Origin of the sequence: Cyclonatronum sp., from assembly GCF_022565315.1 — a bacterium.
Lineage (GTDB): Bacteria > Bacteroidota > Rhodothermia > Balneolales > Cyclonatronaceae > Cyclonatronum.
Genome location: NZ_JAIUMX010000043.1, coordinates 1 through 19697 on the forward strand (window position 1 = coordinate 1; position 19697 = coordinate 19697).

Genomic DNA, 19697 nt, shown 5'->3' on the forward strand with positions numbered 1-19697 from the left:
CGTTCGATTAGCGTGGAGCAGGCCGATCCCCAAACGAGCAGCAGCAACAGCAGCGCGTGCACGGGCAAAATAAACTTCGGCCATGCCTGAGCCCGCATTGTACTCACCGGCCCGCCTGAATACAATTTCCGTGTTTGATAATGGTTTAAAGTTGGTTTTTTTCGGCTCAAGGCGTAAGTTAAATTTATTACAAAGTCTGCCGGTAGGATCCTTTACCGGAAGAAAAAAGACCTTTTGACAATTGATGATTTCCTGGCTGGCTCAGAAAGCCATCCATCGGAAAAAATCCTGAAAGAACAAGATAGAGCAAGTCTTTCTCAGCTAAAACCAAAGGCGCACAAATTTTAAAGCTGTTTTGTTCTTAGAAAATGGCACACCTGATTCAGGCTGTTATGCCGGCCGGAAGTTGTTTTAATCAACCTACAAATTTTGAATGTTATGTGGAAACAATCAATCCTTGAAACCATCGGCAACACGCCGCTCATTAAGCTCCAGAAAGTGGCGGCTAAAACCAAAGCGACCGTGCTGGTTAAAGTCGAGTACTTCAATCCCGGCCAAAGTGTGAAAGATCGCATCGCCGTTAAAATGATTGAAGATGCCGAGGCGAAAGGCCTCATCAAACCCGGGGGGACCATTATTGAAGGAACTTCCGGTAACACGGGTATGGGGCTTGCTCTTGCCGCTGCCGTTAAAGGCTACAAGTGTATTTTCACCACCACCGACAAGCAGAGCATGGAAAAGGTAAACCTGCTCCGTGCCCTTGGCGCAGAGGTGCGCATCTGCCCGACCAATGTGGAGCCTGACGACCCTCGCAGCTATTACTCGGTTGCCAAAAGGCTGAGCGAGGAAATTCCCAATTCCTATTATCCGAATCAGTACGACAACCTGAGCAACCGTCAGGCACACTACGAAACAACCGGCCCCGAAATCTGGGAACAAACCGATGGTAAAGTGACGCACTACGTGGCAGGTATGGGCACGGGCGGCACTATAACAGGTACAGCAAAATTCCTGAAAGAGCAGAATTCAAAAATAAAAGTAGTCGGGGTCGATTCCGTCGGTTCTGTCTATCTGTCGTATTTCAAGACACGGGAATTTGACAAAACGCAGATTGCACCATACCTGACAGAAGGTATAGGAGAGGATATTATTCCCGCTAATGTCGATTTTGATTACATCGATGAAGTGATTCAGTGCCCCGATAAGGAGGCCTTTGTAACTACCCGTGATCTCGCACGCAAGGAAGGTATTTTCATCGGCGGCTCCTGCGGGGCGGCCGTTTGGGGTGCGCTCGAGTATGCCCGCATCAATAATCTTGGTGAGAATGATGTGGTGGTTGTAATCCTGCCGGACAGCGGAACCCGTTACGTATCAAAGATTTACAACGACGAATGGATGATTCAGAATAACTTCATGGAGCCGCCTTCTTCCCGCGTTGCGGATTTTGTGGTTCGTATGAAGGGTGAAAGCGCCTCAGGCCTGATCGTGGCGCAGGAGCATGAAAAACTTTCGGATGTAATCGACCGCATGAACGAAAGCGGCATTTCTCAGGTGCCCGTAATGGACGGTAATAAATTTACAGGAAGTGTTACCGACTCGATGATTCTTTCCCTTTTAATTCAGGATCCGGGTGCGCGTGGCATGAAAGTTGCCAAAATGATGGACAAACCGTTCCCGGTTGTTGAATACTCGACCCCGTTTCCGGAAGTTACGGCCCTGCTGAATCAGTCGAATCAGGCGGTCGTGGTCCGGATGAAAGACGGCAGCTACGAAATCATCACCAGAAGCGATTTAATCCAGACCCTGTCGGCCTGACCGGATTTTCGAATCCGCCGGAAAACCATCATCCGTTAAATAAACGTACATCAACCCAATCAATCATGGATCAGCAAAAGCAAGGAAAGCAGCAAAAACTTGAAATTGAACTCACCAAAGAGGAAGCCCCCGGCACCTACTCCAATCTCGTGATGATTACACACTCACCCTCGGAGTTTGTGTTTGATTTTATCGCGGTGATGCCGGGCCTGCCCAAAGCCAAGGTGATGAAGCGCCTCGTGCTCACACCCGACCATGCCAAGCGGCTTGCCGGTGCCCTGAATGATAACATCAACCGTTATGAAAAGCAGCACGGCACCATCAAAACCAGCGGAAGGCCCGATGTGCCGTTCAACTACCGCGGTCCGCTGCCTGAGGCTTGATTTTTTCAGTTCCCGAAACCCGAAATCACCCCCGGTTTGCATCAGCAGGCCGGGGTTTTTTTATTTAGGGTGATGGCGAAGAGGCCTCAGCTCAATTCCTGACCTGACACAGACCTTTAGATGCGGCTTTGCCGGTCACATCACGACTATGGTATTCCCGAAAATGAAGGGTGAGCAGGTTTTTCTCCCCGTATTGCTATTATAACAGAAATTCGGCCCCTGTCAGAAAAACGAGGTGCCGCACCTTTATCCCGCATTAATATCATGCGGACAGAAGAGTGCTCAGTTATAAACCGTTGCACACCTATCAGATTGCTGACAAATACTTTTTGTAAACCCGATGCCGGTCCGGTTCTGCAGCACTCATCTCCCCAAAATCGGGCAATACGGGCTCCATTAGGGGGGAGATTAAAAAGCGGTCAGGAAAATTTGGTCAAAACGGCTTGCCCAAGTTTACCTGAGATTCAGTATTATCATTGCTGATGTTGATAATATTGAATTTAAAATAAACATAATGGCAAAAATGTTTTTTGATGTGAAGCTTCGTCGTTTTTTTGGGGCCGCATTGCTTGTGTTATTCATTCAGTTTCCTGCATCCTTACTGCCGGGTAATTCTGAGCTTTACGGAGTGCCCATGCAGCATTTCAATCCTGATGTTTACGAACGGCTGGATATGGATGTAAGGGTGCAAACTGACGGTTCCCTCCTCATCAAGGAAACCCGCAGGTACAACATCTATTTGTTCCGTGAGTATTTCCCCGCTGACATCATACACGGAAACCATCGGATTTCTGATCTGGAAGTATTCTTCAACGATGAAAAGCTTGAGGAAGCGGAGTCGCAGCCAGCTTTTTCGTATAATCCTGAAGATGATGCTGAAAGCCGCCGGGGTTTTGTTTTAGAGCATCATAATACATTCAAAACACTGATTTTCTTTGGCCGGTTTGGAGAATTTGAACTACGGCTGCGCTACAGAATTGAAGGAGCTGTTGAGAATGCCGGTCGTTTTGCCTTTCTGAACTATACATTTGCAGATGCCAGACCGCGGGGAACTGCGGATAATGAGCTGCGGTGGCCGGTCCGGCGGGACTGGGGAAAAACTTTGGAAATCCGTTTTGAGCAGCAACCGGAAGAAGTACCCTTTGCCCGGCTGTTAGCCGATATGCGCAGGGTGCCGGTAGAATTTGAGCTTACAGAGCAGCCGGAGGTCGTAATGCGGATGCCTCCTTATCCCAATCAACTCTCCCCTACGCAAAGGGCGAGGGTCTTATTCAGTTTTGATGCGGTACCAGACCTGCCCGCAACCGCCGCTCTTTCCAATGTAACAGTGGAGAGCCTGGAGGCAGAGTATGAATCATGGGTGAACCGGTTAGAGGAAGCGCAGCAGCGGGAAGAGCGGCTGGCAGGTAAAAGCAAGCTTTTTATGCCTGCAGGCTGGGTAATGCTGCTGCTTTGTTTGTACACAATATTTTCAAGACGATCCAGGAACAGGAAACGCAAAAAAAAGGTCAAAGAGCTCGATTTTGATCAGGAGCTCACCCTGGCTGATATCCGGAAGCTTCCGGGCGGTGTGGTAAATACACTCTACAGCGTTGATACGCTGCAGCCGCGAAACCGCGTACACAGGCTCACCGGACTCGCTTTGATTGATTTGGCCCGCGCCGGACATATAAAAATGGAAATCTACCTGCCGCAATCTTTTTTATCGGATCCCGACATTATCCCATATTTTCGCGAAAATTCTTTCCGGGAGATGTTGCCTTTCGGAGTCAAAAAGATCATCGAAAATGCACAAATCCGGATTCTTCCCCTCGAAGACAAGCAGGAAGAAACAATCAGGCCCTGGCATAAGGTGCTGCTCGCCTACATCAGAAACCGTTGCAAGGGGGAAGCAATCGAACTGAAAGCACTTTTTCCGACCAAGACCAAACTGCAGGAGCTTAGGAAGACCGGCAATGATGGGGAGAAACAAGCTGAGGAATTGCGTAATGTCCTTAAAATGCTGAAAGAAACCCTGCGGGAAACTTTCTTCGAAGACCTGGAGGATGGTCTGGGGCTTTTTGAAGAGAAGCGAAACTCGGTTTACATTTGCCTGATTGCACTGCTTGTGTCTGTCTATTTCATGGCCCTTGAGTCATTTATGGGCCTTTTTCTGTTTGTTTTTGCAGCCCCGGCACTGCTCTTTGCCCTCCTGAACCGTTATGAGTTAACGGCTGAAGGCTTGCGCTACAGTAAAAAAATTCGTGAGCACATCAACTGGCTTCGGAAAAACGGAATACCTGCTGATGAATCTGAAAACCCTGCCGATCTGGTGACCGATTTCATGGTACTGAACTGGCCGCAACTTTACAGCGAGCTTCATAACCGGCCTGATTACCCTATTTTTGCAAAATCGCCGAAGCATGCTAAGCTGGTACTGCAAAAAACAGAAAACATCAGTTTTGGTCCCGAACCCGATATTGAACTCGACCGGGTTTTGCATTACAGCAATTACGTTATGCAGGATACTTGCCTGCGAAGCTTCATGCATTATGTGGATTTCGTGGCATCTGACCCCGGATTCTTCAGGAATGTTTACAAAGGTCAGGTTAAGAAAAAAAAATATGACTGATACAGCTGCCGGAGTAACAAAACTGACCTGCCTGACTTCTGGAACTCGCCTGCTTTCCGGTCAGACTCCTGCCTAATGCCGATTTCAAAAGAACCAGTCGTTTAAATGTGCTTCTGGTTCTTTTGCCATTTTGCCTAATTACTGTCCGCTAATGTCGGATGTTTTGGCAGAGGTGCGGTCTGCTGCCCGATAATCACCTGGATGTTTGAGGTGCATCACCAAACCTGTTATGGCCATGATGGCTTTGATGATGTTACTCACCAGTCAGACCCATTATGCGGAAAAGCTGAAATTATGGATGATGGCCGGGTTTCGATGCGTGGGAAGCAATTGAAAATATACGCCGCAGATACGGTATCTGATTTACCGTCCGGAACGCAGTTTGAAATTGAATACCCGGCACTCGTCTGATAAAGGTCCTTATAAAGTACGTTTACTGACAAGCTTATCGGGTTGCCTGTTCTCAGCGGATAGGGCTGTACCAATGAATGGATTACAGATGGTGTACGTGATTTATAGGGGAACTTAACACCTGTAATATTAACATGATAAAAAGGGATGGGGCCTGTTTTTCCTGCCCATATTATTTCTCTGTCGGGAAGTTTAAATCCGGCCCATGCGATTGGTTTCTTGCCCGTGAGTGCAAGTACGCTCTCCGGAAGGGGCATCTCATCTGCATTCCGTTGGTATTTCTGAAAAAACAATCATTCAATAAATATTTTGAATGATTGAATATTGCCGTATATTAGGCGGAATCAAAAAGCCTATGAAAACATCACAATTCAAAAAACAGCTTTACTCGGAGTCAGCTTCTTTAACCAAGGCGCTGGGGAATCCGCTGCGTCTGGAGATTCTGGACCTGCTTGCGCAGGGTCCGGTATCGGTTGAGTACGTTGCCGGGCATACCGGCCTGAGTGTGGCAAATACTTCGGCCCACCTGCAGGTGCTTCGTAAGGCGCGGCTGGTGAGTGCTGACAAAGACGGGAAGCAGGTTTTTTACCAGCTTGCTGATGCCGGTATGCTTCAGCTTCTCTGCCTGCTTCGCTCCACGGCGGCGCGGCAAAATGCTGAAATCGGGAGGCTGCTCGACGCCTACCGGGCTGAAAAAAACAGCAGCAATCAGGTTTCGTTTGAGGAAATTTCCCAAAAGCTGAACAGCGGCGAAATCCTGCTGCTTGATGTGCGCCCAGCCGAAGAATTTCAGATTGCGCGCCTGCCCGGTGCCATTTCAATCCCCGTGCGGGAGCTGAAAGCGCGCATGGCGGAGCTACCCGCCGACCGCGAGATCATCACCTACTGCCGGGGCGAGTTCTGCCTGATGGCTGACGAAGCCGTTGAGCTGCTTCGGGCAAACGGCTTCAGAGCCCGGCGCATGGAAAAGGGGCTGCCCGAGTGGGAGCAAAGTCAGGTTGCTGAGTAAGAACTTTTTTTTAACCAAAATATTACTACATAGTCATATATTCTATGAATTATCAGGAATCAACATCACCTTTTACCCTTCACCGCTGGCCTGGTGTTACAGCTTTACTGCTGCTCATCGCAGCCCTGCTGCTGATGCCCAAACAGCTCAGCGCGCAGCAGCAGCTGGATTTGTCGCTGGAGCAGGCGCTTGAGCTGGCTGCTGAAAGCAACCGCGATATCCGCATGAAGCAGCACGAGCAGCAGGCCGCGCGGGCGCAGTTTCGTCAGTCAAATGCGGTGTTTCTGCCTTCGGTTTCCCTCGAGTATCAGGCGCTTTCAACCGACGATCCGCTAAATGTTTTCGGCTTTAAGCTGAAACAGCAGCAGGTAACAGCGCAGGATTTTGATCCGACCCGGCTCAATGATCCCGGTGCCTACGAAAACTTCTCGGCACGGCTTATGGTGCAGCAGCCGGTTTTTAATTCGGACATGATTCAGGCAAGGCGCGCTGCCCGCACGCAGTACGAGGCCGCCGGCTATATGGTGCAGGGCACCGCAGCCATGACCGCCTACCGGGTAAAGCAGGCCTACTTCGAGCTTGTGCTGTACCGCGAAGTACAGCAGGTACTTGCCGAAGCCGTGGAAACAGCAAAGGCCTACGAAACACAGGCGCAGAACTTTTTTGATGAGGGCATGCTCAGCCGCGAAGACCTGCTTGCCGCCCGCGTGCATCGCCTCGAGCTCGAAAACAAGCTGGTAAAGGCCGTAAATGATACAGATGCCGCACAGGAAAATCTGGCACTGCTGCTTGGCATGGATTCCCTCACGCAAATTCACACGACCGATGCCCTCACTGACAGCAGCCCAATGCAGCCGGGAACCGGACTCCCTGAATCCGCGCCCGACAATGCTTTTGTGCGTTCCGCCTCTCTTCAGGCTGATGCGGCCGATCAGATGGTGAAATCGGCGGCCTACAGCTTTCTGCCCCGCCTGAATGTGTTCGGCAGTTTCGAGCTGAACGACAATGATCCCTTCGGTTTTGGCTCCTCGGCCTACATGATAGGCGCCAACCTCAGCTGGAATCTCTTTTCCGGAATGCAGCAGGCCGGCCGCTATGCCGAAGCTTCAGCACGGGCCAGGATGGCCCGCACCGGACTCGAACAGTTTCAGCATGAGCAGCACACGCAGCTGCGTCAGGCAGCCCGGGCGCTTGAGCATGCCCGCGACCGCATCGCCCTTTCAGAAGAAGCCATAGCCGGGGCCTCGGAAAATGCCCGCATCCGCGCCAACCGCTACGCGGAAGGCATGGAGCGCACAACAGATCTGCTCGTGGCGCAGACCCGCCTTTCAGAAAGCCAGCTTCAGCAGCTTGAAGCTTATTTCCAATTCAATATGAGCGCTGCCGCCCTTGAGCTGCTGCTCGGCAACTAAGTTTTAGAAATCAAAATAATCCATCTGTTAAACTCAAAAATCAATGAAATTCATCCATAGCTACAAAACCGTCCTTTTGATTTCCGCACTTATGGCGTCTGCCCTGTTTTTGCAGGCCTGCGGAGGGAGCCCCGATGTTCAGGAACCTGAGCGTCCGCTTGCGGTCAGCACTGCACTTGCACAGAGCGAAGTAACGCCGGCAACCCACACCTTCCCGGCCTCCGTTGTGAGCACGCAGGAAGCCCGCCTCAGCACCATCGTAATGGGCACCATCACACAGCTTGACGTAAACGAAGGCGACCGCGTGAGAAGGGGCGAGGTCGTTGCCCGCATCAAAGATGATCAGATCCGCGCACAGCTGATGCAGATACAGGCGGCTAAGTTGCAGGCCTCTGCCGGCTATGAGCTTGCCGCAGCTTCTTTCCGCCGCATCACGAATTTGTTTGAGCAGGAGAGCGCAACCCGGCACGAGCTCGATGAAGTTACCGCAGCCTACAACATGGCTAAAGCGCAGCTCGAAATGCTGGATGCCTCTGAGCAGGAAGTTCGCGAGATGCTGGCCTACACCGTAATCCGGGCGCCTTTCGACGGCGTTGTATCCCGCAAATTTATGCGCACGGGCGATCTTGCCGCGCCCGGACATCCTATCGTAACGCTCTCAAGCCCGGGGCTGCTCAAGGTTCGGGCGCATCTCCCCGAAAGTCTCGTGAGCGGCATTCAGCCCGGCGATGTGGTTCGTTACAGCATTCCGGCGGCCGGCATGGAGCTGCTGGAAGTAGCCCTTACGCGCATAAACAGCACCGGAGATCAGATGTCGCGGCAGTTTTCTGCTGAGGCCCTGCTGCCGTTTTCGGCCGATACCACCGGCGTTAGGCCCGGCATGTTTGCAAGCCTGCACCTGAGCGTTACCGACGATCCTGCCATCTTCATCCCGCAAACGGCGCTCGTACATCGCGGGCAGCTCACCGGTATTTATGCCGTTACCGAATCGAATCAGGCGGTGCTGCGCTGGGTGCGTACCGGCCGCGAACACGAAGGCCGGGTCGAAATCATCTCCGGTCTGCGTGAGGGCGAGCGCTATATCAGCGAGCTTGAAAGCCCGGTTCGTCAGGGTCAGCTGCTGAGCTGGTAAATCAGTTTCACCCCCTCTGTAAAGCAACGATATCAAAAACCGATTACGGAATAACTCAAAAATTTTATGAATACTGGTTTAGCAGGAAAAATTGCACAGGCCTTCATCGACTCCAAGCTCACGCTGTTGCTCATGATCGCCTTCCTCGCCATCGGGGCCTACGGCGTTTGGCTGACCCCGAGCGAGGAGGAGCCTCAGATTGATGTGCCCATGGCCGATATTTTTATCGGTTACCCCGGTGCATCTCCCGAAGAAGTGGAGAACACCATCTCTATCCCCCTTGAAAAAGTAATTTCGAACATTTCGGGCGTGGAGTACATCTACTCGACTTCCATGCCGGAAATGGCCGTGGTTTCTGCCCGTTTTTATGTGGGTGAAGATGTGGAGCGCAGCCTTGTGCGCCTCTACAATGAAATCATGCGCTTCATGGATACCAAGCCCGAGCGCGTTACGATGCCGCTGGTGAAGTCCCGCTCGATTAATGATGTGCCCATCGTAACCCTCACGATGTACAGCCGCGACGGCTCCAAAGACGACTACCTGCTCCGGCAGATGGCGCAGCAGCTTTCCAACGAGCTCACGAGCATCCCCGATGTTTCGCAGATCCGGATTCACGGCGGCCGAACCCGTGCGGTGGAAATTACCCTCGATCCGGCCCGCATGGCGGCATTCGGGGTTGATGCCATCCGGGTAGCCCAAACCATTCAGGCGGCGAACAGTGAGTTCCGCAGCGGCAGCTTCAGCCGAAATGATACCGAGTTTCTGGTGCAGACCGGAAGCTTTCTCGAATCAGCTGATGATGTGGCCTCCCTGGTTTTGGGCGTACACGAGGGCGAGCCGGTTTTCCTTCGGGATGTTGCCCGCGTAACCGACGGACCCGGCCGCGCCGTGAATTACGCGACCTACAGCCACGGTCCTGCAGCGGCGGAGCGCTACGAAACTGAAGCCGGTCTCAGCTATCCGGCGGTCACCATTTCGATTGCCAAGCGGCAGGGCGCCGATGCCAACACCATCGCCAATCAGGTACTGGAGATGAACCGGCAGCTCAGCGGCAGCCTGCTTACAAGCGATGTAGAAGTGGTCGTAACCCGCAACTACGGCATGACCGCAACCGAGAAAGTAAACACCCTGCTGGTGCATCTGCTGGTGGCTGTGCTTGCGGTTACCTTTGTGGTATTCCTCGCTATGGGCTGGCGCGGCGGACTCGTGGTGTTCATTTCGGTGCCCATCACCTTTGCCCTCACGCTGTTTTTCTACTACATGTACGATTACACCCTTAACCGCATCACCCTGTTTGCGCTGGTGTTTGTTACGGGTATCGTGGTCGATAACTCGATTATCGTGGCGGAAAATATGCACCGTCACTTCAAGATCAAGAAACTGCCTTTCCGGCAGGCAGCCATCTACGCGATAAATGAAGTCGGCAACCCGACCATTCTGGCGACCTTCACCGTAATTGCTGCGGTTATCCCGATGGCGTTTGTTTCCGGACTGATGGGCCCCTACATGAGCCCCATCGCCATTGGCGCAACCGTTGCGATGATTTTCTCCCTCATCGTTTCCCTGATTGTAACGCCCTGGCTGGGGTATCGTCTGCTTCAGGAGCCCGAGCCCAAAGCCGGCAAAAAGCAGCCGAAACCGTACAAGCTCGAAGAAACCGTGATTTTTAAAATCTACGCGGGCACCATGCGTCCGCTCATGGCGAAAGCCTGGCTCCGGTGGACCTTCCTGCTCGGCACTACCGCGGTACTGTTCGCAACCCTGCTGCTCTTTTATGTGCGCTGGGTGGAAGTGAAGATGCTTCCGTTCGACAATAAAAATGAGGTTCAACTCATCATCGATATGCCGGAAGGCACAACCCTGGAGCGCACGCATGCCGTAGCACAGGAAGTAGCCCTGGGGCTGCTTCAGATTCCGGAAGTGTATGATTATCAGGTGTATGTGGGTACCAATGCGCCGATCAACTTCAACGGGCTGGTGCGCAGCTACGACATGCGGCAGCTGCCACACGTGGCCGATATACAGGTGAACCTCGTGGATAAAAGCGAGCGCTCGGATCAGAGCCACGACATCGCCAAGCGGATGCGTCCGTTGGTGCAGGAAATCGGGCTGCGGTACGGCGCGAACGTAAAAGTTGTTGAAGTGCCTCCGGGACCGCCCGTACTGTCAACGCTGGTAGCCGAAGTGTACGGGCCTGACCTTGAGCTGCAGCGAAGTGTTGCCGCCGAAATTATGACCATCTTCGAACAAACCGACGGTATTGTGGATGTTGACTGGATGGTTGAAGCCGCCCAAACCGAATACCGCTTCTCGGTGATGCGCGAAAAAGCCGCGCTCAGCGGCGTCGCCCCGATGCAGCTTACGGAGAGTCTGGGCCTTGTGCTCGGTGAGCATCCGGTGTCGCACCTGTATCAGCCGCGCCATGCCGATCCCATCCCGATGGTGCTGAAGCTCGATGAAGCATCCCGCTCGGGTATCGGCAGCCTTGCCGGCCTGCACGTGCAGTCGCAAACGGGCGCCATGCTACCGGTTGCGGATCTCGTTCAGGTAGAAGAGCAGACCCTGCAAAGCAGCATCTTCCGGAAAAATCAGCGGCGGGTTGTGTATGTAGTGGCTGAAGTTGCCGGAGCTATCGAAAGCCCGGTTTACGCCATCCTCGATGCCGGCGCGCAGATCGACGCCCTTCAGGCCGGCGGCACAAGCGTTACGCAGCTTTTCGCCGGGCAGCCCTTCAACAGCGAAAACGTAACCGTAAAATGGGACGGCGAGTGGCAGATCACCCTTGAGGTCTTTCGTGACCTCGGTATTGCCTTTGCGGTCGTGCTCATCATCATCTACATCCTGATTGTGGGCTGGTTCCAGGATTTCGGGGTGCCCATCATTATGATGATCGCCATCCCGCTGTCGCTGATCGGCATCCTGCTCGGTCACTGGTTCACCGGCGCCTTCTTTACCGCTACTTCCATGATCGGCCTCATTGCGCTGGCCGGGATTATGGTGCGGAACTCGGTGCTCCTCATCGACTTCATCCAAATCAGCCTTAAAGAGGGCAAAAACCTGCACGATGCCGTTATCGAAGCCGGTGCCGTTCGCACCATGCCGATTCTGCTCACGGCCGGTACCGTAGTGATCGGTGCCATCGTGATTCTGTTCGACCCGATTTTCCAGGGTCTGGCTATTTCGCTCATGGGAGGGGCACTTGCCTCTACCGCGCTCACCCTCATTACCGTGCCCCTGATTTATTTCATGGTCAAGAAGTAATTCCTTCATTCAAAAAAACATCCTGCCGGTGCCGCAGTTTTGCGGGCTCCGGCAGGCTCTGTTTCACCACTCAACCCAATTCTCAAGCCGCTATGAAACTCCTCATAATCCTCAGTGTAGCTGAATTTGCAGACGAAGTCCGGCAGGTGATGAGCCGGAACAAGGTTTCGGTTTTCAGCGAAACGCCCATGCATGGCTTCCGCACCGAAAAGCATCAGCCCGACGTGCGCAGCTGGTTCTCGCAGGGCGATCACGGTATTTATTCGACCCTGTTTTTTTCCTTTCAGACCGAAGAAACGGTGAAAGTGGTGCTGGAAGAAATCCGGGCCTACAACGAAAGCTGGGCCGGCCGCCGCGACAACCCGCTGCACGCCTATGAAATCGCCGTTGAATCATTTGTTTAAGCCGGTTTTTTTGCCTGCCGGCAGATGCCATCCCGGAGAAAACCCGGCTAAACGGCTCCCAATAACTTTATGGGCTGCAAAATGATTCCGGAGATTAACACCTGAATCGAGTTGCCCGTCTTTGATTTCATTTTAGTATTTTCAATCAACTACTGAAATGACGATCTAAACAGACGGGCAAATGTTTTTGTTTTGTATGATGAGTCCCCGGGCCGGGACCGGCTTGCTGCGCGTGTTAGCGCTTTGTTTTTTGATAACTGCCGCTGCTGATGCGATCGGCCCGCATGTTACCGCTGCAAATGCACAATCCAACCGGGACACCTTCGAGCAGCTGCAGGTCGAGGCGGAGGTTCAGGCCGACGGCAGCCTGATGGTTTCCGAAACCCGCCGCTACAAGCTGAATTTTTTCCGGTCTCACTTTCCGGCTGACCTCTATCACGGCGGCCGTCAGCTTGAGGTGATGGATGTGGTTCTGAACGGGGAGCCGATCGAAGTTTTCAGAACGCTGCCTGAATACGCAAGCAATCCCGCGGCTGAAGAGCCGGGGCCGGGCTATTTCGTGCAGCAGCAGCCCGACCGGCAAACGCTGCTCATTTTTGGCAGGTTCGGGGAAACCGAAGTCCGGATCCGCTACCGGCTTTCAGGCGCCGTTCAGCAGGCGGGTGAATTTGCGTACCTCAATCACGTGTTCGCGAACGGGGGCGAACTGAACATGGCCGAAGGGCAGGCGCGTCCGTCGGTTGGCGGGCTCGCCATTTCACTCTCCCTTGGGTTTGAGACGGAACCGGCAGAGGTTTCGTTTGCGCGACTTTTTACGGAGAATGACGGAGAGCCGCTGCAGCTCCTGACTGAGGTAACCGGAGAAACCCGGATCACCCTGCCGCCGGTAAATCTGCGGTTAGCGCGCCCGGTGCACCTCAGAGCGTTGTTTTCCGGTGATGCGGTACCGGGCCTGCCGGAAGCTGCGGGCAGATCGGCTGTAAGCGTGCAGAGCCTCGAAGCTGAATATGAAGCCTGGGTTGCACGCACCGAAGAAAGGATGCTGCGCGAGCAGGGTCTCGCACAAAAACGCGGCTTCGCCCGCCCGCTTGGCTGGGTGATGCTGTTGCTGAGCCTGTTCACCATCATAGCCCGGCGGTCCCGCAAAAGAAAGCGGAAGAAGCAGGTCAAAGAGCTGGACTTTAACCAGCCGCTCACCATGGCCGATATCCGACGGCTGCCGGTCGGGGTCATGAAAACGCTTTACAGCGCGGAAGTGCTGCAGCCCCGAAACCGGGTGCACAGGCTCACCGGCCTCGCGCTGATTGATCTGGCCCGGCAAGGACACCTCAGCATCAGGATCAGCATCCCGCCGGACTATCTCACCGACAGAACCATCACATCGATGCTCGGAAATTCGGCTCTGCGGAAGATGCTGCCATTTCAGATTAAACAGCTCATCGAGCGGTCCAAAATTGAGATTCTTCCCCTTGAAGACAAGCCGGATGAAAACCTGCGACCCTGGCATAAACTGCTGCTTGCCTACGTGCGCAGCCGCAGCGGCGGAAAGGCGATTGAATTCAAAACCCTTTTTCCCACGAAAACAAAGCTGAAGCTGCTGCAAGACAGCGGTGCGGCGGGTAAAAAGGAAGCGGATGAAATCCGCGCTGCGCTCAAAATGCTCGGGGAAAAAGTGCGCGAAAGTTACTTCGAAGACCTGGAGGACGGATTCAGCTTCTATGAAGAAAAGCGTAACCCGGTTTATATTTGCCTCATCGCCCTGCTTGTGGCTGTTTACCTGATGGTGATTGAGTCATTCATGGGGCTTTTTCTGTTTCTGTTTGCAGCCCCGGCGCTTATTTTTGCGGTCCTGAACCGTTACGAGCTAAGCGCCGAAGGCCTGCGTTACAGCAAATTCATCCGGGACCACATCAACACGCTCAGAAAAAATGTGAGACCAGCGGAAGAGACCGAAAACCCCTCAGATCTGCTGGCCGATTTCATGGTGCTGAACTGGCCGCACAATTATAACGAGCTGAACAGCAGGCCGTATTACCCCATTTTTGCGGCTTCCCCGGAACAGAAAAACATGGTGCTCACAAAGCTTAAGAACATCAGCCCGGGCCCTGACCTAAATACGGACCCTGACAAGGTGCTGCATTTCACCAACTTCATTATGCAGGATACGGCCCTGCGCAGCTTCAAGCAGTACACAGATTTTAAAGGCTCAGAACTCCAACTCAGGAAGGGCGAACCTGCGGGCCCTGATGACGAAAAAAAAGGAATTTAAAGGCCGCGTATCCTCCCGTATGAAGCAGAAAAGCTGACGTAACTCAAAAGTACGTCAGCTTTTCATGTTTTATGCACGAGATGCAGGGCAGGCATCTTTAATCAAAGATGAACTCAAGCCGCTTCCTTACATGCGCCTGCTGCCATTTGCTTTCAAAATCGAACCACTGCTGCCGAACCTCTTCGTCTTCAAAAAGAACGTCTTTAAAATTCCGGAAGGGTTTACTCCTCGAAAGTGCTTCCAAAAGCTGTTCCTGAAGTTCCGGATGAGAGCTAAGGTCTTCGGCGAAAACCTTCATATACTCAAATGCCTCCCAGGTTTCCCATCCCGAAATCTCAGCGTATTGCTCTTCATTTTCCTCAAGTTCTTTTCTTTCCTCCTCCATAAAATCACTCCCCATATAGTCCATGTTTTCTTGTGTAGGGATGAGGAGCAACTCCCCGGTTTCTTTGTGGATGTACACACACATGATGCCATCGTTAAGTGTCTCTGTGATTTGTCTGATCGTTTCCTCGTCAGGGAATTTCATGATGTGAAGATGTTTTGAGTTAAGGTTTCTGAAGGGTAACCAAATCGGTAGCTGAAATATAAAAAGCTGTGGCGAAGAGCTGAAATCAATAAAATGCTTATTCGGTGTCGCGGGCCGCATCACATCATCCTAAAAAAAAGCCTCAGCCGCTTTCCGGCGACTGAGGCTGTAAATTTTTAGGACTCGTTTTTAAGGTGAGGTCTATTTCACCAGCATCATCATTTTGGTGATGCTGATGCTGCCGGTTTGCAGGCGGTAGATGTAGGTGCCGCTTGCGAGGCGGGGGCGTCAAAACTTACTGTGTGGTGTCCCGCGGCTTGGGCCTTTCTGCTAAGGCTCATGGGGTGAAGCGGACCTCCCGGAAGTCCTGAGTATTGTTTTGAGTATTAATTTGCAGGTCATTTTGGCAGCGGTTTTTACCAAACTCTCCACAAACGGAAAAATAGGGTACTGTATATATCCGAAAAAAGCTTAGTTTGGTGCGGTTATTAAAAAGAAAATTAAGGGTTTATCAAATTTTCTTTTTCCCGGAATGTGAAGCATCCATTATAAAAGGTTTTTTGCATGTGAGACTGTAGAAGCAGTTGCTTAGTAAAATCTAAGTTTCAGGGTTTCATTCAGTGTAATGAGCAGTGCATAAGGCCGGTATCGACATGCACTGTCATTTTACAACAATCATTAATTCCCCCACCAAAAGCTTCGCAGTTGTGAATTAAGCTGATAAACATGATACAGTATACTCATATTCTGATGCTGATCGAGCCGCGCAAATTAATGAGGGCTTCTCAAAAGAATGCAATCAGCCTTCAGCATTTCTTTTTTGAAATAGCAGCATTTGCTCAAAAACGCTCTGTAGCTTTGCTGAAGCAGTAGGCTGAATTCTTAGCTCTTAGTTGTTAGTTAAACACTTATCCGCAGAAATCTAAACGTTAAATTTCCTACTAAATAAAGAGTTATTATGGATTGCGGCAAACTAAAGTTGTTTTGTAAGGATGCCGGAATCAGCGCTGCGGTCGTATTTGCCGAGCTTCGTAAGTTTCATCAGCCCACTATTACCGGTTTAGTAGCCTTCAGGTAAACCATTTCATAGGCGCTTACTGATTTTGAAATCATAACAACAACTGCAAGTCACAGCTTTAAGCCATGAATAAAACAGAAACTGTACCGGTACAAGCAGAACAGCCGGGGACTGATTTAGGGCAATGCATCCAAAGCACGAAGATTACCCATGGTCTTAAGCGCCGTTTTTTTCATCCCCGCTTAAAGAATCTGAACAAAGCTGAGTTTCACCGATCAGCGACACACGGGGGCATTGTTCAGCGGATAGCGCTGCATGTTTGGGAATTATACGAAACGCTGGTACGCTTTTTTCAGGCCCTGTACCGGATTATTTTTCCACGGCGGAGCAAAATTTACGGAAAGCCCGGGATGCATCATGTGGTAACCGGCCGCCTTACTTTTGGCACCCGTAAAGAAGAGGCAGATTCTCCGGTATTTAATATGCATACCGAGCTGTGGGCACAGACAATTTGGGGCGGGTACCGCAAGCTCAGTGAAGGGCTGTCAGACCGGAACGGAGAGTTTAGCCTTGCTTATGATTTATTTTACGTACACAGGTTTTACATTGCAAGGGTCTGGCTTGGGGTATATCAGACTGGTTATGAACACTTCAATCAAAAAGGCGGGCATGCTGCTGTATTGACTGAAATAAAGCGGGTCAAAATCCCTAAGGGAGATCTGGTTGGCATTGAATACTGCTGCCGGCAGGTTCAGCTCTCATACTGGGAGTACCGAAGCGATACGCCGCTGCCCCGTGTTGTTATCAGCGATCACGACAAAAATGCGCCAGACGCTTATTCGCCCGGTTACAATGAGGCCATTGAAAAACAGTTTATCCCGGTTGAGCTCATCAAACTCCGGCACCTTGAAATGATCCGTATAAATCAGGGCCTGACCCAACAGCAAATTGCAGAGGATTACCCCGAAAACCTGACCCTTTGTATGGAGAAGAAGGCGCCTGGTATTACCCGTGAAGACGATTGGTTCGGCGAACGAATGATGAACGGCATGTATGCCTGTGATTTTGACCGCGACCCGAAAAACCCGAATCTGTATTGGGTTCACCATCACTGGGGTTCTTATGAAAAGAGGTACCATCATTACGCCATGCCGGATGTGGACATGTGGTTTGAGCTTAAAGAAAACGGCCTGCCTAAACCGGTGAAAATCACTCTCACAGGTCCGTTAACCGCTACGGAAAAAGATCATAAGCAGAAAAGATCCTTCACAGCTGCTGATGGGGTAAAGTGGCTGGCGGCTAAACGAATCTGCCGGGTGAGTGCAGCTTTGCACGCAGAACTGGCACATCATTTTGCCGGAACGCATGTTAATACCGAACAATATGCCATTGCCTGCTTCAGGAATCTTCGGCTGAATCCCGTGTCCGGTTTGCTTAAATCCTTTCTGCGCTCAGTAGTGCTTGTAAACCACACCGCCGACCGCATCCTGATCGGCAACGGGTACATTACCTCAGCCTGTGCGCTCACGCCGAAAGGAATTGATCAGGTGATTTACAAGGTAACGGGCATGCTTGATTGGAAGGGGTACCGCCCTATGCAACCCGTAAGCGCAGCACATACTTATGCAAGGGCCTGCAATCTGTACTGGGATATTGTCTCAGATTTTGTCTCCGGTTATATCGATGATCCGGATAACCGGGCCGGAATCATAAAACACTGGTTTGAGATTTACTGCTTCTCGCAGGATCTGGTAAAACACAGTGTGCCTGCCTTCCTTTGCCATTATCTGCAAAATGCACTGCTCGACAAAAATGGCAGGATGAAAACTGACGGCAGTACGAACTGGTACGGGAAGCATCACCGCATGGACTTAAAGGAAGAACGGCCGGAAGCAGACGGAATCAAAAGAGCCGTTTCAAAAATAACCGGTACATCAGAAGGTCATGAAGTTTCAGAGGGTGATATTGATCAGCTGAAGCAGGCCTGTACTTACATCATTTATCAGGCCACTTTCGGCCATACCTGGTCGAACTCAAAACAGTACGACGACATAGGCGAAGTTCTGTACTGCAGCCTTGGGCTCCGTTTCGGCAAAGGTCCGGATGGCGTACTCGGGCCGGAATCTGATCATTCGATTGCCCCGGATCTTACCCGCTCAACGCAGATGATGTGGTGGAGCAATATGCTTTCCCGTACCGGTTACGGATACATTATGGCCAATGAAGACGGAGATGTGCCGCCTGCGCTTCAGGAAAAACTGGAAAGGCACCGGCAGGATTTTGCCGCACTCAATCTGGATATAGACATCATCCAATCGCGAACCAACATTTGAGCTGCCTGAACTATGAAAATTAACCGTATCCCGTTACTCAGCTCCGTACGTGTTGCTTTAAGCCGCCTGCCCGGCCTGATTTTCCTTTGGTTTGCTACCAAAGCCTTCACCCTGGTACTCGCCGTTGCCGGAAGCATCCTGGCAAGGAAAAAGATGTCGCACAACAATGGAATTGCTGCATCGGGTTCAATCCGTTTTGTGGACGAGCCGGGTTTTCCGCTTCATCCGTTCTTTGAACCGGGAAAAACCATGCCCTGCAGGGTACGGCATGCCGCTGCCTCATTCATGGATGATGCGATGCGCGTGGTGCGGAGTATGTCCGTAAAAATGGCTGATACGCACTACAAAAGCCCGATGGATATCGAGCTGAACACCGGGAAAACCGCCTTGTTCTGGTCGGTTGCAAGCTTCTTCCGGTTCGCAAAGTACAAGAAAACAAGGTTTGGCATGCAGTATGAAGCTTACTACCGCAAGTATCCGGCGGGGGTTAAGGGGGCTCAGGTCGGTATGCGGCGCAATCCGACTTCCTTTACAAACCTGACCTATTATTCACAGACCCCTTTGCTGTATAAAGCCGCCGACAATGTGCTGCGCTATATCAAATACAGATCAGTACCGGCTGAAGCTGTGCCGGAATCGGGCATACTGGATGAATATGATTTAATGATACCTACTGAAAATCAGCGGATACTGCCCGGCGAAACACGCAGCCGAAATTATCTGAAAGATGAATATGTTGAAAGATTGCGGGAAGGCCAGGTAAAATACAAACTTCAGGTTCAGTTGCATGAGGCTTCGGATGATGACGACGATGAAATATTTAATAGCTGCCGTGAGTGGGATGAAACTTCCCATCCGTGGATGGATCTTGCGGTCATTACCATGACCAAACCTCTTGACTGGGCGGAGAGTACAAGGATGATTTTTTCCATGAGGCATCTGCCAGTGGGCCTCGGAATTATTCCTTCCTACTCTGTTTTTGATTACAATTCGCTCAACTACCTTCGCAAGCACTCGGATTTTGCACGATTTGCCCGGGTGTGGGCCATCAGATTGTTCGGAATGCCGCCTGAGATTCCGGATAATGACATCAGGAACAGCTAAGCCCGT

The 19697-nt window shown here is 51.6% G+C and carries 13 protein-coding genes; 12 read left to right on the plus strand and 1 reads right to left on the minus strand.

Going from position 1 to position 19697, the window contains the following annotated elements:
- Nucleotides 1–438: 438 nt before the first annotated feature.
- The 10 genes from LAT75_RS08560 (at nucleotide 439) to LAT75_RS08605 (ending at nucleotide 14707) form a co-directional block, all read left to right on the plus strand.
- Nucleotides 439–1815: a cystathionine beta-synthase gene (locus LAT75_RS08560; RefSeq protein ID WP_291482234.1), complete on the plus strand. Its 1377-nt coding sequence runs from the start codon at nucleotides 439–441 to the stop codon at nucleotides 1813–1815.
- A 65-nt stretch (nucleotides 1816–1880) separates the two neighbouring features.
- Nucleotides 1881–2198 (plus strand): DUF3467 domain-containing protein, encoded by a 318-nt coding sequence (locus tag LAT75_RS08565; protein ID WP_291482235.1) that lies wholly within the window; start codon nucleotides 1881–1883, stop codon nucleotides 2196–2198.
- Between the two features lie 514 nt (nucleotides 2199–2712).
- A complete protein-coding gene (locus LAT75_RS08570; protein ID WP_291482236.1) occupies nucleotides 2713–4809 on the plus strand; it encodes a DUF2207 domain-containing protein in 2097 nt (698 codons plus the stop codon).
- Between the two features lie 201 nt (nucleotides 4810–5010).
- Entirely contained in the window at nucleotides 5011–5220 is a 210-nt protein-coding gene (locus LAT75_RS08575; RefSeq protein WP_291482237.1) for a hypothetical protein, read from the plus strand.
- A 355-nt stretch (nucleotides 5221–5575) separates the two neighbouring features.
- On the plus strand, nucleotides 5576–6229 hold the full coding sequence (locus LAT75_RS08580) for a metalloregulator ArsR/SmtB family transcription factor (RefSeq protein WP_291482238.1): 654 nt from the start codon (nucleotides 5576–5578) through the stop codon (nucleotides 6227–6229).
- 44 nt (nucleotides 6230–6273) lie between these two features.
- Nucleotides 6274–7641: a TolC family protein gene (locus LAT75_RS08585; protein WP_291482239.1), complete on the plus strand. Its 1368-nt coding sequence runs from the start codon at nucleotides 6274–6276 to the stop codon at nucleotides 7639–7641.
- Nucleotides 7642–7684: 43 nt separating this feature from the next.
- Nucleotides 7685–8773: an efflux RND transporter periplasmic adaptor subunit gene (locus LAT75_RS08590; protein WP_291482240.1), complete on the plus strand. Its 1089-nt coding sequence runs from the start codon at nucleotides 7685–7687 to the stop codon at nucleotides 8771–8773.
- 66 nt (nucleotides 8774–8839) lie between these two features.
- Nucleotides 8840–12034, plus strand: coding sequence for an efflux RND transporter permease subunit (locus tag LAT75_RS08595; protein WP_291482241.1), 3195 nt, complete (start codon nucleotides 8840–8842; stop codon nucleotides 12032–12034).
- Nucleotides 12035–12126: 92 nt separating this feature from the next.
- Complete coding sequence (locus tag LAT75_RS08600) at nucleotides 12127–12438, plus strand: hypothetical protein (protein ID WP_291482242.1); 312 nt, start codon at nucleotides 12127–12129, stop codon at nucleotides 12436–12438.
- 250 nt (nucleotides 12439–12688) lie between these two features.
- Entirely contained in the window at nucleotides 12689–14707 is a 2019-nt protein-coding gene (locus LAT75_RS08605) for a DUF2207 domain-containing protein (protein ID WP_291482243.1), read from the plus strand.
- A gap of 97 nt (nucleotides 14708–14804) precedes the next feature.
- Here LAT75_RS08605 and LAT75_RS08610 read toward each other — a convergent pair whose 3' ends face one another.
- A complete protein-coding gene (locus LAT75_RS08610) occupies nucleotides 14805–15236 on the minus strand; it encodes a UPF0158 family protein (RefSeq protein ID WP_291482244.1) in 432 nt (143 codons plus the stop codon).
- Between the two features lie 1428 nt (nucleotides 15237–16664).
- Here LAT75_RS08610 and LAT75_RS08615 point away from each other — a divergent pair.
- Together LAT75_RS08615 and LAT75_RS08620 are read left to right on the plus strand one after the other, a co-directional pair.
- Nucleotides 16665–18587, plus strand: a complete 1923-nt coding sequence (locus LAT75_RS08615; protein ID WP_291482245.1) for a lipoxygenase family protein — start codon at nucleotides 16665–16667, stop codon at nucleotides 18585–18587.
- A 12-nt stretch (nucleotides 18588–18599) separates the two neighbouring features.
- Nucleotides 18600–19691, plus strand: coding sequence for a hypothetical protein (locus LAT75_RS08620; RefSeq protein ID WP_291482246.1), 1092 nt, complete (start codon nucleotides 18600–18602; stop codon nucleotides 19689–19691).
- The last annotated feature ends 6 nt before the right edge of the window (nucleotides 19692–19697 follow it).